Annotated in this window: 12 protein-coding genes; 3 read left to right on the top strand and 9 right to left on the bottom strand. The window is 39.6% G+C overall.

What is annotated here, in order from left to right; translation table 11 throughout:
• Nucleotides 1-6 precede the first annotated feature (6 nt).
• The 5 genes from QCQ61_RS04120 to QCQ61_RS04100 form a co-directional block, all read right to left on the bottom strand.
• Nucleotides 7-423, bottom strand: coding sequence for a GreA/GreB family elongation factor (locus QCQ61_RS04120; protein WP_279449455.1), 417 nt, complete (start codon nucleotides 421-423; stop codon nucleotides 7-9).
• 91 nt (nucleotides 424-514) lie between these two features.
• Nucleotides 515-1810, bottom strand: a complete 1296-nt coding sequence (locus tag QCQ61_RS04115) for a Glu/Leu/Phe/Val family dehydrogenase (RefSeq protein WP_279449454.1) — start codon at nucleotides 1808-1810, stop codon at nucleotides 515-517.
• Nucleotides 1811-1823: 13 nt separating this feature from the next.
• Nucleotides 1824-1997: a hypothetical protein gene (locus tag QCQ61_RS04110; protein ID WP_279449453.1), complete on the bottom strand. Its 174-nt coding sequence runs from the start codon at nucleotides 1995-1997 to the stop codon at nucleotides 1824-1826.
• A 231-nt stretch (nucleotides 1998-2228) separates the two neighbouring features.
• Nucleotides 2229-3545: a sigma-54-dependent transcriptional regulator gene (locus QCQ61_RS04105; protein WP_279449452.1), complete on the bottom strand. Its 1317-nt coding sequence runs from the start codon at nucleotides 3543-3545 to the stop codon at nucleotides 2229-2231.
• A 5-nt stretch (nucleotides 3546-3550) separates the two neighbouring features.
• Nucleotides 3551-4639 carry a sensor histidine kinase gene (locus QCQ61_RS04100; protein WP_279449451.1) on the bottom strand — a complete coding sequence of 363 codons (1089 nt, stop codon included), beginning with the start codon at nucleotides 4637-4639 and terminating at the stop codon, nucleotides 3551-3553.
• A gap of 261 nt (nucleotides 4640-4900) precedes the next feature.
• Here QCQ61_RS04100 and QCQ61_RS04095 point away from each other — a divergent pair, with 261 nt between their 5' ends.
• The 3 genes from QCQ61_RS04095 to QCQ61_RS04085 are packed head-to-tail and all read left to right on the top strand — an operon-like array spanning nucleotide 4901 to nucleotide 15012.
• Nucleotides 4901-5452 (top strand): hypothetical protein, encoded by a 552-nt coding sequence (locus QCQ61_RS04095; RefSeq protein WP_279449450.1) that lies wholly within the window; start codon nucleotides 4901-4903, stop codon nucleotides 5450-5452.
• 18 nt (nucleotides 5453-5470) lie between these two features.
• Nucleotides 5471-5983: a phage tail protein gene (locus QCQ61_RS04090; RefSeq protein WP_279449449.1), complete on the top strand. Its 513-nt coding sequence runs from the start codon at nucleotides 5471-5473 to the stop codon at nucleotides 5981-5983.
• 47 nt (nucleotides 5984-6030) lie between these two features.
• Nucleotides 6031-15012, top strand: a complete 8982-nt coding sequence (locus QCQ61_RS04085; protein ID WP_279449448.1) for an HYR domain-containing protein — start codon at nucleotides 6031-6033, stop codon at nucleotides 15010-15012.
• A 97-nt stretch (nucleotides 15013-15109) separates the two neighbouring features.
• On the opposite strand, the gene QCQ61_RS04080 is transcribed toward QCQ61_RS04085, so the two are convergent.
• The 4 genes from QCQ61_RS04080 to QCQ61_RS04065 all read right to left on the bottom strand — a co-directional run bounded on the left by QCQ61_RS04080 (nucleotide 15110) and on the right by QCQ61_RS04065 (nucleotide 18682).
• The gene (locus QCQ61_RS04080) at nucleotides 15110-15643 is read right to left on the bottom strand and encodes a lipid-binding SYLF domain-containing protein (RefSeq protein ID WP_279449447.1); all 534 of its coding nucleotides are present in this window, start codon (nucleotides 15641-15643) and stop codon (nucleotides 15110-15112) included.
• A 134-nt stretch (nucleotides 15644-15777) separates the two neighbouring features.
• Entirely contained in the window at nucleotides 15778-16131 is a 354-nt protein-coding gene (locus QCQ61_RS04075) for a hypothetical protein (RefSeq protein WP_279449446.1), read from the bottom strand.
• 74 nt (nucleotides 16132-16205) lie between these two features.
• Entirely contained in the window at nucleotides 16206-17129 is a 924-nt protein-coding gene (locus QCQ61_RS04070; RefSeq protein ID WP_279449445.1) for a DUF6268 family outer membrane beta-barrel protein, read from the bottom strand.
• A 62-nt stretch (nucleotides 17130-17191) separates the two neighbouring features.
• Entirely contained in the window at nucleotides 17192-18682 is a 1491-nt protein-coding gene (locus QCQ61_RS04065; RefSeq protein ID WP_279449444.1) for an aminotransferase class V-fold PLP-dependent enzyme, read from the bottom strand.
• Nucleotides 18683-18755 lie beyond the last annotated feature (73 nt).

Raw genomic sequence — 18755 nt, 5'->3', positions numbered from 1 at the left:
AAAATGTTATGATAGCACGTCTATATCAATAGGTCGTTCGGCTTGCTTAACACTTGTTATTTTAAGCTCTTTTGTGCCATTTGGGAAATTCCAAATTACTGAATCGCCTTGGGCATATCCCATAACGGCAGACCCCATGGGAGCCAAAATAGAAATTTTATTGGCTGCAATATCGCGTTCAGTGGGTATAACCAATTGAAATTCTGTTTGCCAGGTTCCGGATTGCACGGTAACTCTACTATTAAAGCGAATTACATCTTCTGGCATTTCATCATGATCATAGATAATTGCACTTGTAAGCTCTCCGCTTAATTTTTTAAGAGAAACCTTGGTGTTTTCGTCTTTATAATAGCTCGTAACGTTTAGTAAACGCTTTAAGAAGACGAACTCCTTCTTCTCTAATATTAAATTTCCATATTTCATGGTTATAGGATCATTATTAAAAAGATGGAGCGTCCTTGCCGCAGTGGGCAATTTTATTTAGAAGCTCCATCTTTATGGGTTTTTTAATTAATTATGGGAAAATACCTCTAAGTATGTATGCTTTTTCAATACGTTCTATGGCAATACTAAATGCAGCCGTACGCATATCTACGTCGTTTTCTTCGGAGTAGGCGGTAACCTTTTTAAAGGTGGTGCGCAATTTTTTCTCCAATTTTTCTAAAATTTCATCCATCTGCCATAACTCACCATTACGGTTTTGGAGCCATTCAAAATAACTTCCTATTACACCGCCAGAGTTACACATAATGTCTGGAATGATGGTAATACCGCGCTCAATCAGTATTTTTTCGCCTTCAACATCTGTTGGGCCATTTGCACCTTCGGCCACTAAAGTAGCTTTTAATGAACGCGCGTTGTGTTTTGTAATTTGGTTGCCCAATGCTGCAGGAATACAGATGTCGCAATCTAGACCAAAGAAATTTTTACTGTCTAATTCTGAGGCTTCAGGGAAACCTACGATACTGCCTTTGTTTGCTTTTCCGTAGTTAAAAAGATCTTCAACTTTTATACCTTCCTTATTTTGAAGGCTTCCGAAAGCATCCTGTACTCCAACGAGTTTTGCGCCTTCATTTTCTAAGAAATGTGCAGCCCAATAACCTACGTTACCAAAACCTTGTACGATAAAAGTTTTTCCTTTTAGACTTTCGTTATTTTTTTCGGCCCAAAATTTAATGGTCAAAAATACACCGTATCCGGTAGCACGGTCACGACCTTCCAAACCGCCACTTCCTACAGGTTTTCCTGTAACAACATGCTGGTTTTTAGAACGTTCGCTTGTGCTTTTGGTGCTCATATAGGTATCTGCGATCCAAGCCATGGTTTGGTCGTTGGTATTTACATCGGGAGCGGGAATATCGTGCTCAGGGCCAATATTTTCACCTAAAGCATATGTAAATCTACGCGTAATACGTTCCAATTCGCCTTTTGAATATTTAGAAGGATCTATTTGGATTCCTCCTTTGGCGCCTCCATAAGGCAAACCTGCCAAGGATGTTTTCCAGGTCATCCACATTGCCAAGGCACGGGCAGCGTCAATATCTACCGTAGGGTGATAGCGAAGCCCGCCTTTATAGGGTCCGAGGGCATTGTTATGCTGCACACGATACCCTGTAAAAACCTCTACATCGCCATTGTCCATTCGAACTGGAAAGTGAATAATTATTTCAGTGTTTGTAATGCTAAGAATTTTACGAACGTTTGGGTTCAATTCTATTTTGTCAGCGGCATGGTTGAATTGCTCCAGCACATTGTCTAACATTCCTTTTTTTACAGGTTGCGGTTTTTCCACGGTTTGTGTTTTTATCATTTTAATAATAATTTTAAATAGTTGCCAATTCGGGTTCTGTTTGTTTTATTTTTAAAAGCGGCTTTGGCACTTGCTGCTGCAATTCTTCAAAATCGCTACACGAAAATACGGCATTTTTATTATGTGTTAAAACACAATAAGAAACGTGTGCACATTCACGGCAAGGATTTGTAGAATTAGAAATCATATTTCTTTTATTATTTGTGACTTTCCTATTGGCAAGGGGTGTGCCAATAAATTAAAATTCTGGACAAAACATAATGAACTAGCTTAAAATCAGTTAGTTATGTGTATTTGAAACAGGAAGGCTATTTGTAGAGATAGGGGAATATTTCCCCTATTGGGGAGATTCTACCCACATTTATTGATTTGAAAGTTTAAATTATAGCTGAAAAGTATTTTAAAAAACGCGAATGCGTTATTCTTTAATTTTTCCACGGAGGGTCTTTCGGTCTATGTTGAGGATTTCGGCAGCTTTGGTTTGGTTGTTTTCTGTTGCTGCAAGTACCTTTTCTATATATTTTTTCTCCATTTCTTTTAAAGGCAGTAAACCGTCTTCGGGAAAATCTATTTGATATTTTAGTGTTTCGGGCAGATCGTTTACACCTATGGTACGGTCGCACATAATTACGGCCCGTTGTATTACATTCTCTAATTCGCGAATGTTGCCGGGCCAATCGTAACGTTGCAGCAGGGCTTTGGCATCAGAATCTATAGCAATGTAGCGGTCTTTATACTCGTTGCCGTATTTAAATAGAAATTTATCTGCCAACAACGGAATATCTTCTTTCCTTTCTCGAAGCGGGGGAACATTTATTTCTACAACGGTTAACCGATAAAATAGATCTTCGCGAAACGTTTCCTTGGCAATCATTTCTTTTAAATTGCTGTTTGTTGCTGCAATTACGCGTACATCAATTTTTTCCGTTTTTCGTTCTCCTACCTTCATCACTTCCTTTTCTTGTAAAACTCGCAAAAGCCTGGATTGTACAGAAAGTGGCGCATTTCCTATTTCATCTAAAAAAATAGTTCCTCCATCTGCGGCCTGAAAAAAACCTTCGCGGTTATCGTTAGCGCCCGTAAAGGCGCCTTTTACATACCCGAATAATTCTGACTCTAAAAGATTTTCTGGAATTCCGCCGCAATTAACCGCAATAAACGGTTCGCGTGAAAACTTGCCATTATAATGTATGGATCTGGCTACGAGTTCTTTTCCGGTGCCGCTTTCACCACTGATAAAAATGGTGGCTTTGTTGTTTTTAACCCGATCAATTATTTGTGTTACATTTTTAATAGCCTCACTTTCGCCAATAATTTCGTTGTAATTTTTAGAATCTAATTTTTCGGTCGAAATTTTTTTCTGCGATCTTGTAGAAAGCGATTTTAAAACACTGTTCTTTAATTCTTCTTTTGTAAATGGTTTTACTAAATAATCTACTGCCCCGGATTTAATGGCGGACAGCGCGTCTTGTACCGAAGGATAGCCCGTCACCACTAATTTGGGCATGTTTGGATAATGTTCTGAAGCAAATTGAATAAGTTGAAAACCGTCCACCTCGGGCATTTTTAGGTCGGTTATCAGCAGGTCTATCTCGGTATCGCGCAGGATGGCAACGGCTTCTTTAACCGAAACTGCTTTATATGTGTGATAATCTAGCGACTGTAAATGCCGCTGAATTAACTCTAAAATATTGATGTCGTCATCTACTATTAATATGTTTTCCTTTTGAAGCATGGGTGTTATTGTTTTGAAAAAGTAATAATAAAAATGGCTCCTGTAGGCTTATTTGGCAAATAATCTATAGTTCCGCGATGGCTTCTAATTATACCGTGTACAACACTTAGGCCTAATCCGGAACCATCTCCCACGGTTTTGGTAGTAAAAAAAGGTTGAAATATTTTCTGCACATTTTCGGTTAAAATGCCGGGACCTTCGTCCGAAATTTTAAGGATTACCTTGTCTTTTACTTCTTCTAGCTCTATTTTGATTAAACCATTTTCTGGTGAAAAATAAATGGCATTTAACACTAAATTGAAGATTACTTGCGTCAATTGAATGGTATCGGCTTTTAATAATACTTCGGCTTTTGGCAGGGTAACCTTATAATGAACGTTGTTTTTTTTAAAGGTAGGGTCCAGTAAATTTAGGGCATCGTTAATTACGGGAACTATGTTTGTTAGTCCTAGATTTTGCGGCATTTCGCAAGCGAAGAACATGAGTTTTTTTACTACTTCGCGCGAAAATATGGCACTATTAATAATTTTATCTAAGTCTTGGCTGGTTTGGGTAGTTTCGGGTTCTTTGCTTTTTAAAAGTTCGGCAAAGCCGAGAATATTTGCCAGGGGCGTGTTTAGCTCGTGTGCTATTCCGGCGGTAATTTCGCCCAAAATGCTTAAACGGTCGGCGTGCTCCATTTTTCGTTTTAAAACCGCTTCATTTTCTCGTATGGAAACACGTTCTAAGAGATCGCCAACGTGAATTGCGACCGTTTGCAACAATTTTTTTTCTTCGGTTAAAAAATCTTTTTTTGCAAACCTATCGGCCGGATAATGAATTTTTATAAAACCTTTTGGCTCGTTAAATACATTGATGTTATTTTCAATCAGCACTGTTTTTTTCGAAATTGTAGAAGAAATTAGATGATAGGGTTCTGAAACAATTTCAACGGTGGCATACTTATTATACTGCAATGCCTTTCGTAGGCTTAAGGCGATGGAATAGAGTGTTTTATCGAGCTCTCTAAAGTCATTATTCACAATTATGGAAGAAACTTCGTAGAGGCAGGTAAGCTCTTTAATTCGTTCTTTAAGATTTTTTTCGGGTGTCATATTTTCAATCAAACTACTTTTCAAAGGTATCAAATTAAACATCTACTTGGAACTTGCAATTTCTGTAGATATTTAAGGAATTATATAGAATTTTTGTCAGTATTTCACAAAAGAAAGTTAAAAAATACGTGCTGCTACGTATGATATATTAAAACAATTTAAATAACTTGCAGAATAAAGATGATTAAGATTCATTTTACGGAAAATTTTAACATATATATTTAGTTAATTTTACTTCCTGACTAACCAAACAATAAAATAATGAAAAAAACTACTTCGCGAAGGCACTTTATGCGAAATTCTGCTATTGCCCTAACTGGTTTGGCAGTTTTAACTCCTACTGTTGCAAGTGCATTCACACCTTCTGAAAGTCCTTTTGATGGATACAATCCATATTCCGAGGCGAAAAAAGATTTACGAACTAGCATATTTAATTCAAACACTGTTGCGGTTAATGGAACCATTTATAAAAAAGATGGTGTTACTCCTTTAAGTAATGCTTTGGTTGAGGTTTGGCATTTATCGCCGAATTCGTCAAAATACAGGCATCGTGCAAAGCTTAAAACAGACCAAGAGGGACGCTATGAGTTTGTTACGGATTTTCCAAATAAGGAAAAAGGAAAGAGCTCGCGTATTTATTTTAAAGTTTCTAATTCGGGAAGTTCGGTGTTTTCCGAACTTTTGCTCAATGCCAATAATGCACATATTACTGGTGAACATTGGGAAAACAATAATCAGTTAGGAGATAAATTATTCCCAAAGCATTCGAGTTCATTATTTAAAACTACTATTCAATTTAATTTATCAATATAATCTAATTAACACATTATTATGGAACCATTTTTAGGACAAATACAAGCATTTGGATTTAATTTCGCACCACGTGGTTGGGCACATTGTAATGGACAATTGTTGGCCATTTCACAAAATACAGCGCTTTTCTCCCTTCTGGGAACAATTTACGGTGGAGATGGCCGAACTACATTTGCGCTTCCAGACTTGCGAGGAAGAGCTGGGTTACACTTCGGACAGGGCCCAGGGTTGTCTGATATTCGTATTGGCGAAAGAGGGGGAGTAGAAAATCACACGCTCACTACTGCCCAAATGCCTTCTCATAATCACACTGTTGCACCTGGCGGTAAGGAAGAGGGAAATTCTGACAATCCTGACGGAAGGTATGTTGCAGGAGATGGAACTAGTTCCTTTGGAGACACTTCCGATATTTCTTTAGGAGCTTCACCGAGTACTTTTACTGGTGGGGGTCAATCTTTTGGCGTTAGGGACCCGTTTTTGGGTATAAACTTTTGCATTGCCTTGCAAGGTATCTATCCTTCAAGAAGTTAAGAACATTATATAATTTATCTCCCCAAATCATTTATAAATTTAAAATCATGAAAAAAATTACCTTATTATTAATCCTGCTAATTACAACCGTAACAGGTATTGGCCAAACAACTTTAACCGTAGGTGATATTGCCTTTATTGGTAGTAATGCCGATGGAACAACTAACGTAGACGACACAGTCGCCTTTGTGCTTCTGAAAGATATTGACGCTAGTACGCAAATTATTTTTACCGACAGAGGTTGGAATGATGGATCTGGTTTTTCAAGTTATGCAGGAGATGGCGAATTTACTTGGACTTCTGGGGCTGCGATGAGCGCAGGTACAGTAGTAACCATTAACATGGGGCCATTGCCGTCACCAGCAGTGTATAGTATTATTGGTGATCAGCTATTTGCTATTCAAGGGTCTATTGCAGCACCACAATTTATAGCTGGATTGCAGTATAACGACACATCGGGTGACGATGCCAACTGGGATGGGGCAGCCACTTCTAATTCTACATCGGCTTTACCAGATGCTTTATCCACAGGAAATACAGCCGTTCGTCTAGTGCCCGAACAAGATAACTGGCAGTTTAGTTGCACGGCGGCAGGAGGAGGGCCAATTACAGGTACTCCAAACGATATTAGAGCAATAGTTCATAATAGAGCAAATTGGGTAAGTAATAATACAACTGTATATAATCCAGCGGTTGAAGCTGGCTGTACATTTACAGTGACTGCTGGAGGAGATACTACTCCACCAATTATTTCTTGCCCGATAGATCCGGCACCAATTACCGCTGGAAGCGACGGGTTGGCAGCCATACCAGATTTGGTTTCAATAACAACAGCAACGGACGATGTTTCAGATCCTGCAAATATTGCAATCACGCAATCACCCACTGCGGGTACTATGTACACTGCGGGGGTATATCCTGTTATTTTAACTGCTACAGATGAAGCTGGTAATAGTGCCACTTGTACTGTAACTGTTACAATAAATGAACCACCTACTACAATATTAGCCGCGGGAGATATAGCCTTTGTAGGTTTTAATCTCGATGGCGGTGACGGTTTCGCTTTTATACTTCTTAAAGATATTATTGCCGGGACACATATTCGCTTTACAGATTGTGGTGTAACTAATCCAAATACAATTTCGTGTAATGGTAGTGGCGACGGAAGTGCAACTTGGTATTCATCACTAGCCAGAAGCGCTGGTGATATTGTCAGTTTGGATGGTAGCTTTATGGCTTCTAGTGTATTATCCTCTATTGGAGATCAATTGTTTGCATATCAAGGTACAAGCAGTTCTCCTATCTTTATAACAGGAATTCATAGTAATGTTGATTCAGCACCAACTACAGATTCAGATTGGGATGGCGCAAACACATCTAGCACTACAACTGCATTGCCAGATCAATTAACCAATGGTGTAAATGCTATTAGGCTATATGCGACAGGACCACCAGAGACGGAAGTAGATAACTGGCAATTTAACTGTAGTTTGGTTCCTGGAGGGCTTCCAGTATCTGGAACTCCGGCACAGTTGGCTGCAATTTTTAATGATATTCAATATTGGACGAGCAACGATGCAGTAGAATTTACGCCCGCTGCTATGGCAGGATGCTTATATTCAGTGCTTCCCGCATTCGATACGGATGTAACTTTAGCTGCAGGTGTGTTAATAATTGAAGATGTAACAGACAAAAATGACGATTTAACAATTAGTTATTCAGGAGGTGTTTATACCATCACTGATAATAACGGCGGAATAATAAATTGCAGTATTCCAGGAGCTACAGGAAGTGGTACAAGTACTATAACAGTTCCTGATGCTGGAGTAACCAGTGTATTGGCAAGAACATTAGGAGGCGACGATTTATTAACGGTAGATTTCACAGGTAATTTTCCGGTTCCATTAAATTATGAAGGTGGAACTCAAACTACAGGAGATGCGCTAACATTAACTGGAGGAGGTACTTTTACAGACGTTACCCACGAATTCTTAAACGAAAACGATGGAAGTATTGATATTACAGGAAATGCTTCAATATCTTATACCGGTCTTGAACCGATAATAGATAATCTTTCAGCTATCAATCGTGTTTTTAGTTTTATTGGAGGAGCCGAAACTATAACTTTAAGTGATGATGCTACTCCTGGAGATAATTTTTCGTTTATTGATAGCTCTTTGGGTGAAAGTGTTACATTTTTAAATCCAACAGCAAGCCTTACAGTCAATACAGAAGTAGGCGGTGGTTCAGGTGCAGATATTATAAATATTGAAGGACTAGATAGCTTATTTGATGCAGATTTAACAGTTAACGGCGGAACAGACGACAACGTATTTTTCCAAACCAATCCAACCGATATTGGCACGAGTGATTTTGATATAAATGGGCAGACAATTACTGCAACTAACAATGTAACTACCACTGCAAATGGCGCAATAGTGTTTACAGCTTCGCAAAATATCCTTGTGGATGGTGGAGCAATAGTATCGTCTATTGACGGAAATGTTACGTTAGATGCGAATGCCGGTGGAACATTAACAGGAGTAGACACAGATGCTATTGTAATAACTGGAGCTTCAACCATTTCAACTTCAGGCTCAGGAAACATAGCCTTTACAGGAACAGGTGTAAGTACTGGGCCAACAAATTTAAATGTTGGAATTAATATTCGAGGTGGCAGCGTAGTTGAAAATACAGGCACCGGTACAATTTCAATAACCGGTACCGGTGGTGATGGTAATAATCAAAATCAAGGTATGCGCTTTGAAGGTGCAGGAACACGTGTTACAACAATCGATGGTGGTATAACCTTACATGGAACAGGTGGAAATGCAGCAACAACCAATAACGAAGGGGTAACAATAATCTTCGGTGCTCTTGTAGAAGCTACAGGAACAGGTGTTATTGACGTAACAGGAAATGCAGTAGGAGGGACCAATGCCAATAAAGGAATAGTTTTTTACAATGGTAATATGCGTTCTGCCGGAGGAGGAATAACTTTGAATGGTACGGGTGCCGGAACTAATAATGGAAATCCTGGAATTAGTTTAGAGAATAATTCTGTTGTAGAAGATACCGCAAATGGAGACATTTCATTAACCGGTGTTGGAGGTTCAGGTGCTATTGCAAACATAGGCGTCGATTTTACCGGCGCAAGCATACTACGAGCCAATAATGGAAATATAAACATATTGGCCACTGGCGGAGCTGGTACGGGAAATGCCAATAGAGGATTAAGAAATGTTGGTGGATCGTTAATCACGGCCACTGGGTCTGGATCAATTACAATCAACACAAACGCGGGAACTACTGGTACTTCCGATAATTTTGGGTATGAGGCAAACAATGGCTCTATTATCACAGCTGGAGGAGGAATTACCATGATTGCTCAAGGTAATGGATCTACTGATTTTAATGATGGAATGGTTATTTTAAACGGAAGTGTTATACAAGATACAGCCAATGGAGCAATTCAATTAACTGGAACTGGTGGTTCAGGTGGTATAAGTAATAATAATGGAATTAGAATCTGGGATGCAACTACGCTTATTGAAACTAATAACGGAGATATTCTTTTAAACGGAACTGGCGGTGATGGAACGGGTAATTTTAATCAAGGAGTTAGTATATACAATGGAGCTATTTTACAGAGCTTAGGCGCAGGTAATGTTACAATCTTTGGAGTTGGTGGTGCCGGAGATCAACAAAATCGAGGTATAAATTTTGAAGGTGGGTCTACGTCAATATTAACTAATGGTGGTAATATTAGCCTTACTGGAATTGGTAGCTCAGGTTCTACAGGGCCATTTAATGTTGGCACAAGTATACGAAATGGGGCAACATTGTCAACTACTGGAGCTGGAAACATTGTCTTGAATGGTACTAGCGGTGCTGGTTCAGGTGCTAATTATGGATTAGAAATTGTTTCGCCCGTAACAAGCGTAATTACTGGGAATGGAAATATCACTGTAACCGGCACATCAACCGCAACTTCGGGCTCTAATAATTTTGGAGCCTTTATAGATGCGATTATAAATGCAGCTGGTTCAGGTAATATAGAAATTAATGGTACTGGTGGGAATGGTGCATCCAATGATATGGGGATTTACACCCTAAGCAATACTGCTATTACTAGTAACGGTGGTTCTATTCAATTTAATGGAACAAGTAGTGGGGCTACTACCCCGGCTATCGATATTGCTGCTCTTACAACCCCAATTACAACTTCGGGCAATATTACGGCAACGGCAAATGTGGGAAAACTTAATACTCCTGCTGGCCTGCCAGGATATGCAATTTTTGACGCAGCAATTAGTACTATTAATGGTGTTTTTGCGCCAGGTCAATCTCCCGGACAAGCCATTATTAATGGTAATTTAGCCATTGGTTCTGGCGATTCGATTGAAATAGAAATTGATGATATTAATACCCCAGGTACAGAATTCGATCAAATTGTTGTAAATGGCGTCGTAGATATAACCGATGCAATATTAAGTTTAATTGATAATTTTGCTGGCACTATTCCTCAAGGTAATACGCTCATAATTATAGATAATGATGGTGCGGATCCTATTGTAGGAGAATTTAATGGTTTACCAAATGGAACTGGCTTTACCTTCAATGGTCAAAGCATAATTGTAAATTACGATGGTGGCGATGGTAACGATGTAGTTTTAGTTGCCGATTCTATGCCAACTGCCGTATGTCAAGACATAACAGTGCAGTTAGATGGTACAGGGAATGTATCCATTACGGCTTCACAAGTTGATGGGGGCTCGAGCGACCCTGACGGTCCCGTAACATTATCAATTGATATTTCATCTTTTGATTGTAGCAATATTGGGCCAAATAATGTAACGCTTACGGTAACCGATAGTACCGGGAATACAGATTCTTGTATAGCAGTTGTTACCGTTGAAGACAACGAAGCTCCTGTAATCACTTGCGTTGCAAACGACTCAAGAAATACAGATCCAGGAGTTTGTACATATACTGTTGTAGGAACAGAGTTTGACGCCACTTTTACAGATAATTGTACTGGCGGAACCATTACTAATGATTATAACGGAACAGCAACCCTAGCGGGCGAAATATTCCCGAGTGGTACAACTACGGTGGTTTGGACAGCCAATGACGGTAACGGTCAAACTGCTACTTGTTCTACCGATATTACAGTGGTTGATAATCAATCACCAGTAATTACTTGTGTACCAAATCAAACTAGAGATACCGATCCGGGAGTTTGTGATTATACCGTGGTAGGTGCCGAGTTTGACGCTACATTTAACGATAATTGTGGAGGTACCATAGGGAACAATTACAACGGATCCACTTCATTGGCAGGAGCTGTTTTCCCAATAGGAAGCACAACGGTTGTTTGGGCAGTGTTTGATGGCACGAATCCGGTTGTTTTCTGCCAAACTGTTATCACAATTGAAGACAATGAAGCACCAGTAATTACTTGTGTACCAAATGCCACAAGAGATACCGATGCGGGAGTATGTAGTTATACAGTAGTAGGAACTGAATTTGATGCAACTTTTACCGATAATTGTACGAGTAGCACAATTACCAACGACTATAACGGCACAGCTACTATGGCTGGCGAAGTGCTTCCAAAAGGAGTAACGACAGTGGTTTGGACAGTGAATGACGGCAACGGTCAAACCGCTACTTGTACTACCGTAATCACCGTTGAAGACAACGAAGATCCAGTAATTACGTGCGTACCAAACGCCACACGAGATACCGATCCAGGTTTATGTAACTACACAGTAGTAGGAACTGAATTTGATGCAACATTTACAGATAACTGTCCTGACGGAAGTATTACTAACGACTATAACGGCACGGCTACTATGGCGGGAGAAGTTCTTCCAAAAGGAGTAACGACTGTAATTTGGACAGTAGATGACGGTAACGGTCAAACCGCTACTTGTACTACGGTTATCACTGTGGAAGACAACGAAGATCCGGTTATCACTTGCGTACCAAATGCAACAAGAGATACCGATCCAGGTTTATGTAACTACACAATTGTAGGTACTGAATTTGATGCAACATTTACAGACAACTGTCCTGATGGTTCAATTACAAACGATTATAACGGCACAGCTACGATGGCTGGAGAAGTTCTTCCAAAAGGAGTAACTACTGTAATTTGGACAGTGAATGATGGAAACGGTCAAACTGCTACTTGCACTACCGTAATCACCGTTGAAGACAACGAAGACCCAGTAATTACGTGCGCACCAAACGCCACAAGAGATACCGATCCAGGTTTATGTGAATACACAGTAGTAGGAACTGAATTTGATGCAACTTTTACAGATAACTGCCCTGATGGAAGTATTACAAACGATTATAACGGCACGGCTACTATGGCTGGCGAAGTGCTTCCAAAAGGAGTAACTACAGTAGTTTGGACAGTAGATGATGGCAACGGTCAAACTGTTACTTGCACTACAGTAATCACCGTTGAAGACAACGAAGCGCCGGTTATCACTTGCGCGCCAAATGCCACAAGAGATACCGATCCAGGTTTATGTGAATACACAGTAGTAGGAACTGAATTTGATGCAACTTTTACAGATAACTGTCCTGATGGTTCAATAACTAACGACTATAACGGCACAGCTACTATGGCTGGCGAAGTTCTTCCAAAAGGAGTAACTACTGTGGTTTGGACAGTAGATGATGGTAACGGTCAAACTGCTACTTGTACTACCGTAATCACCGTTGAAGACAACGAAGACCCAGTAATTACATGTGTGCCTAATGCCACAAGAGACACCGATCCAGGAGTATGTAACTACACAGTTGTAGGTACTGAGTTTGATGCCACTTTCACAGACAATTGTCCTGACGGAAGTATTACAAACGATTATAACGGTTCGGCTACTATGGCGGGAGAAGTACTACCAAAAGGAGTAACTACGATAGTTTGGACAGTGAATGATGGAAACGGTCAAACCGCAACGTGTACCACAGTAATTACAGTTGAAGACAACGAAGATCCAGTTATTACTTGTGTTCCAAACGCAACACGAGATACCGATCCGGGCGTGTGTGAATACACCGTAATAGGAACCGAATTTGATGCGACCTTTACGGACAACTGTCCTGACGGAAACATCACAAACAGCTATAACGGAACCGCTACTATGGCAGGTGAAGTACTTCCAAAAGGAGTGACCACCGTAGTTTGGACGGTAGATGACGGCAACGGCCAAACGGCTACGTGTACTACAGTAATTACAGTTGAAGACAACGAAGATCCAGTGGTTACTTGTGTACCAAATGCAACACGAGATACCGATCCGGGCGTGTGTGAATACACAGTAATAGGAACTGAATTTGATGCAACTTTTACAGATAACTGTCCTGATGGTTCAATAACCAACGATTATAATGGAACAACTACTATGGCTGGTGAAGTGCTTCCTACCGGTAATACAACTGTAGTTTGGACAGTAGATGACGGAAACGGTCAAATAGTAACTTGTACTACGGTTATCACAATTGAAGATAATGAGTTACCAACAATCATTTGTCCTGCCGATATCACGGCAAATACAGATGCAGGTCAGTGTTACGCTACCGTAACCTTTGCGACTCCAGTAGCTTTTGATAATTGTGGAATTGATAGTGTTGTTCAAACTATGGGTGATCCAAGCGGAAGCAGTTTCCCGGTTGGCGTAAACACCATTGAATTCACCGCGACCGATGTAAATGGAAACACCAGCACCTGCAGTTTTACTATTACCGTAACGGATAATGAAGCTCCGGTAGCAGTATGTCAGAATATCACTATCCAACTTGATGCAGCTGGTAATGCAACTATTACTGCAGCCGATGTTGATGGAGGAAGTACAGACCAGTGTGGTATTGGTAGCCTATCGATAGATGTTGATACTTTTGACTGTTCTGATGTTGGCGACAACAACGTTATTTTAACAGTAACCGATGTAAACGGAAATACTTCAACTTGTACTGCCATTGTAACTGTTGAAGATGTAACTGCACCAATGGTAGTATGTCAAGATATTACAGTTGTACTCGATGCAACAGGAACTGTAACCATTGCAGGAATAGATGTTGACGGCGGAAGCACCGATGCCTGTGGCATTGCGAGCTACGACCTCGACATAGATACTTTTGATTGTTCAAATGTTGGTGACAATATTGTAACATTAACGGTAACCGATGTAAACGGAAACACGTCAACTTGTACCGCTACGGTAACTGTGGAAGACAATACAAGCCCGGTATTAGTGTGTCAGGACTTTACCCTAGAACTGGGCGCGGATGGTACTGCCGTTCTTGACCCAAGTGATGTGATAGCTTCTAATGACGATGCTTGTGGTATCTTTACTTCAGCTGTAGATATTACCGATTTTGATTGTTCAGATATTGGTGCGCCAGTAACGGTTCAGGTGTTTACAATTGACGTAAATGGCAACCTTGCATCTTGTACAGCAGAGGTTACTGTGGTAGACAACCTTGCACCGGTAATTACGTGTCCTGCAGACCAAACAGTAGATCCAGGACCAGGAAATATATTCTATATCCTTCCAGATTACTTTGCAACGGGTGAAGCTACAGCAATTGACAACTGTACAGATCCAGTTACAATTACAACACAATCTCCTGCAGCAGGAACGCCGCTTTCTGATGGTACGTACACCATTACATTTACCGCAGAGGATGCATATGGAAATGTTTCAACTTGTGATTTTGAACTTATCGTAGAAAGTGTCTTAGGGGTTGGCGATAATAGCTACGATCTTGGAAGCATTACGATGTATCCGGTACCGGCCAAGAATATTCTGAACATCGGCAATCCGAAGTTATTGGAATTGGAGCGACTGGAGATTTACGATCTAAGAGGAAGATTGGTTCAGACCGCAGACCTTAGAGGTATGGGCAATGTAAAAACAATAAACGTTGACCAACTTGCCGCTGCTTCCTACTATGTAAAAATAAAAGGTACAGAGGGCGAGATAACCAAACGCCTTTTAAAAGAGTAGTTTTATAATTGAATATTGAAATGAAATCGCCCGAGAATTTTCTCGGGCGATTTTTTTTAATCTTAGCAAATGATAAAAAATTTCAATCTCAGATTAATTAATCAAATTCTTCAAAATCGAATCGTTGACCTCCAACCGATACTTCGGCCATTAATCCTTCCTTTTGCAAGGTAAAAACTGCAACGCCATCGTTATACGAAATATCTAATGAAGGCGGAGCGTGATCTACAGCAATAGCCGAAACATTTGATCCAAACTGAAAATCGTCGTCCATAAATTTCTGAACAGCTTTGTCCGTTTTAAAGAATATTACTTCGCTATAGGCTTTTCCACCTATCTGTGCGCCAATATCCAGTTGTTTCATATTTGCCATTCCTACGAGTACCCCTCGTTCGTAAACGGCACCATTTCCTGAAGCGGCACCAATAATTATGGCTCCTTTTCCTACATTCGGAAATATTGCATATGCCTTGGCATCATCAAAATAGTCTTGCATTTTTGGATTAGCTTCAATAAATGCGGCTTTAGATTGTTCGGCATCCCGAATAATTTTTTTGTCCTCTGCATTCTGCGCGAAGATGTAAGCACCTATAAATAGCATTACTATCGTAAAAAGATTTTTCGTTTTCATATTTCTGTTTTTTTTTTGAAATATAAAATTACGACCAATTTAAAACCCCTCTGGTTAAAGAAGTGTTAGATTATATTTAAGGTTGTGCCAAATAAGGTGGATGAAAAATATAAGTGTAGAAAAATTTCCAATACTTATTTAAGATCTTTTTTCACTAAAAGATAAAAATTGTTGTCTAATGGAAGATATCCTTGATCGTATAAATAGTAGTACGTAGAACCAGATTTGGTTGTATAAATTCCGGTGAAATATTCAAAACTAAAACCCATTCGCAGTAGCCTATCTTTGGTAGTTTTCGTTTTATCTTCGGTATTTAATGTTTCTAGAATTCGGTAATTTTTCCTTAGGCGATTGTTAATATTGCGCACTAAATTCTTTCTGTCTTTATTTAACGAATTGTTATGCGCATTACGACAGGCGTCACTGCAATACTTTTTGTCTGCGCGCCCAACAATTTTATCGCCACATTCGGGACAGCTCCTTTCCATATTTTAAAGATAGGGTTTTTGGAGGCAAATATCAAAACACACAATTTAAAATCTTGCGGACGGTTTCTTCGAATTTAATCGAAACTTTGCTCTTGAACTTCAATTTTTCCTTTAATATGAAACCTGTAAATAGCTTCAAATTTCAAAAAAACACCGCCACTAAGCGAAGGATTTAACTGGGTGCGATCGTCGCCAAAACTAAAGGCCGAAATGCCCAAATCCATCTTTTCGCCTTCGGCATACATTTCGTAATTATTACTGGAATAGCCAAGTTTTGCACGCAATAGCACACTTTCTTCCATTACATTGAATTGCAAATAACTCGCAAATTCCAAAGAACTGAGGTCTGCGTATAGGGTGGGTGCATTTTCATAATGTACATTATAGCTTCGCCCAATTCCGAAGTAATCCATTCCAATAGTAGTGGCTCCTAATTTGTAACTTACATCTGCCGAAATGGGAAGGCTCATATCCATTTCAAACCGTTTATTTGCGCTTAGGTAGTACCATCCAAAAATAGGGGTGGTGAAAAGCCCGAACGCTTCCTGGGTTGCATATAAACCGAAACGATATTTTAACTTATCATTTCGCTTTAATTTCAATACTGCAAAACCACCAAAATAGAAGTCGGCTTCAGAAATGTTTTTGTAATCGGAGGCAATTTTGGGAAGCAAAACAATGGTAGTACTCCATTTTTCTGACCAGGTAGATGCCAGTCCCAATTTTAAATTGGCACTATAAAGACTAGTAAATTCAGTTTCTGGAAAAAGTTGTAGATTATTTCGACTGAAATCTGCACCAGTAACCAATGCGTGGTTTTCATTAAGAACGATGGGTAGCGTTACGCCTACTTCAAAAGATTTTACATATGTACTGCTGCCCGTATCTTCAAACTTATTATTGAATGTTTGACCGTACCCTAGTCGGAAAATATCTACATATTCCTGTGCGGAAACAAAGCATGGCAAAAGGATTGTAAATAGTAATAGTTTTTTCAAATTGGTAAATTGAACTAATTACGAATATATATTTATCGTTTTAAAGATAAAATAAAAATTCGCTAGAACGTAAACCAATGCTCCATTTTATTATCGGGAACTTCCTGCTTATGAAAAAACTCATTGCTTTGGGCATTGTATTTATAATCCTTGCTCCAATCTGAAAAATTGGCTGCCAATTGGGCAATGGCATCGCAAACAAAATGGGCTTCGGCATTGGTACTCGTAGGATTGAAAGACATGCGTATCCATCCCGGCTTATGTGTAAGATTGCCGCCATCTATCTCGCAAGTAATTGTATTTGAAGTTTCCTGATCTACGTGAAGTAGGTAATGACCGTACGTGCCGGCGCATGAGCAACCCCCGCGGGTCTGAATGCCAAAACGGTCGTTGAGCAATTTTACGCCTAAATTGAAATGTAAATCTTCAATATAAAAACTAATTACCGCCAATCTGTTTTGAGTATGGGGTGCCAGAATTTTTAGATTGGGAATACTTTCTAGCTTTTCAAAGATAATTTCTAAAAGTTCGTGTTCGCGTTTTAAAATATTTTCAATCCCCATTTTGTCTTTCAATTTAATAGAAAGAGCTGTGCGAATAGTTTGAAGAAATCCAGGTGTACCGCCGTCTTCTCGGGTTTCAATATCGTCAATATATTTGTGATTTCCCCAAGGATTGGTCCACGAAACCGTACCTCCTCCCGGATTATCGGGAATGGTGTTTTTATAAAGATTATTATTAAAAATTAACACGCCGCTGGATCCTGGACCACCTAAAAATTTATGGGGCGAAAAGAAAATTGCGTCCAAATGCGTTCCTTCCTCCTCGGGATGCATATTAATGGAAACGTAGGGTGCCGAGCAAGCAAAATCTACAAAACAGAGACCGTCGTTCTTATGCATTAGTTTTGCAATTTCGTGATAGGGTGTTTGAATTCCCGTAACGTTAGAGCAGCTTGTTACCGCAGCTATTTTTATGGGCCGTTCCTTATATTTTTCAACTGTTCTGGCAAAAGCTTCCATACAGACCAATACATTGTCGTTTGGCGGCACTACCACAACATCGGCAATGGTTTCGAGCCAAGAGGTTTGGTTACTGTGATGCTCCATATGCGTTACAAAAACCACGGGTCTAATTTCATCCGGAATGTTAGTGTACTTCTTTATGTTTTCGGGAATTTTGAGGCCTAAAATTCTTTGAAATTTATTTATAGCACCTGTCATTCCGCTATCGCAAGTAATGAGCACGTCCTGATCGTTGGCATTTACATGCTTTTTAATGATTTTTCGTGCTTCGTGATAGGCCTTTGTCATTGCGGTGCCCGTTACCGAAGTTTCGGTGTGGGTATTGGCTACAAAGGGCCCAAAATCCTTGAGCATTTTCTCTTCAATTGGACCGTATAAACGGCCACTTGCGGTCCAATCTGTGTAAATAATTTTCTTTCTTCCAAAGGGAGATTCAAATTCTTGATTAATGCCCACAATATTATTTCGAAAAGGCTCAAAATACTTTTCAAGGGACGATGTTTTTATGTTTTCTTCGGAAGTAATCATTATTAATATTTAAAAAAATTGCCTAATAAATTGAAATCTAGTTTTTAACTTTATTTAAATTCCATAACAAATT

The organism is Aequorivita marisscotiae, assembly GCF_029814825.1.
GTDB classification, from domain to species: Bacteria; Bacteroidota; Bacteroidia; order Flavobacteriales; family Flavobacteriaceae; genus Aequorivita; species Aequorivita marisscotiae.
The sequence above is the reverse complement of the archived record's forward strand: the minus strand, read 5'-3'. Positions and strand labels throughout refer to the sequence as shown.

Bases quoted from the DNA above. Each gene is read 5' to 3' on its own strand.
- QCQ61_RS04110 (WP_279449453.1), bottom strand. From the start codon at position 1,997: ATGATTTCTAATTCTACAAATCCTTGCCGTGAATGTGCACACGTTTCT.
- QCQ61_RS04080 (WP_279449447.1), bottom strand. From the start codon at position 15,643: ATGAAAACGAAAAATCTTTTTACGATAGTAATGCTATTTATAGGTGCT.
- QCQ61_RS04115 (WP_279449454.1), bottom strand. From the start codon at position 1,810: ATGATAAAAACACAAACCGTGGAAAAACCGCAACCTGTAAAAAAAGGA.
- QCQ61_RS04105 (WP_279449452.1), bottom strand. From the start codon at position 3,545: ATGCTTCAAAAGGAAAACATATTAATAGTAGATGACGACATCAATATT.
- QCQ61_RS04120 (WP_279449455.1), bottom strand. From the start codon at position 423: ATGAAATATGGAAATTTAATATTAGAGAAGAAGGAGTTCGTCTTCTTA.
- QCQ61_RS04100 (WP_279449451.1), bottom strand. From the start codon at position 4,639: ATGACACCCGAAAAAAATCTTAAAGAACGAATTAAAGAGCTTACCTGC.
- QCQ61_RS04095 (WP_279449450.1), top strand. From the start codon at position 4,901: ATGAAAAAAACTACTTCGCGAAGGCACTTTATGCGAAATTCTGCTATT.
- QCQ61_RS04065 (WP_279449444.1), bottom strand. From the start codon at position 18,682: ATGATTACTTCCGAAGAAAACATAAAAACATCGTCCCTTGAAAAGTAT.
- QCQ61_RS04085 (WP_279449448.1), top strand. From the start codon at position 6,031: ATGAAAAAAATTACCTTATTATTAATCCTGCTAATTACAACCGTAACA.
- QCQ61_RS04090 (WP_279449449.1), top strand. From the start codon at position 5,471: ATGGAACCATTTTTAGGACAAATACAAGCATTTGGATTTAATTTCGCA.
- QCQ61_RS04075 (WP_279449446.1), bottom strand. From the start codon at position 16,131: ATGGAAAGGAGCTGTCCCGAATGTGGCGATAAAATTGTTGGGCGCGCA.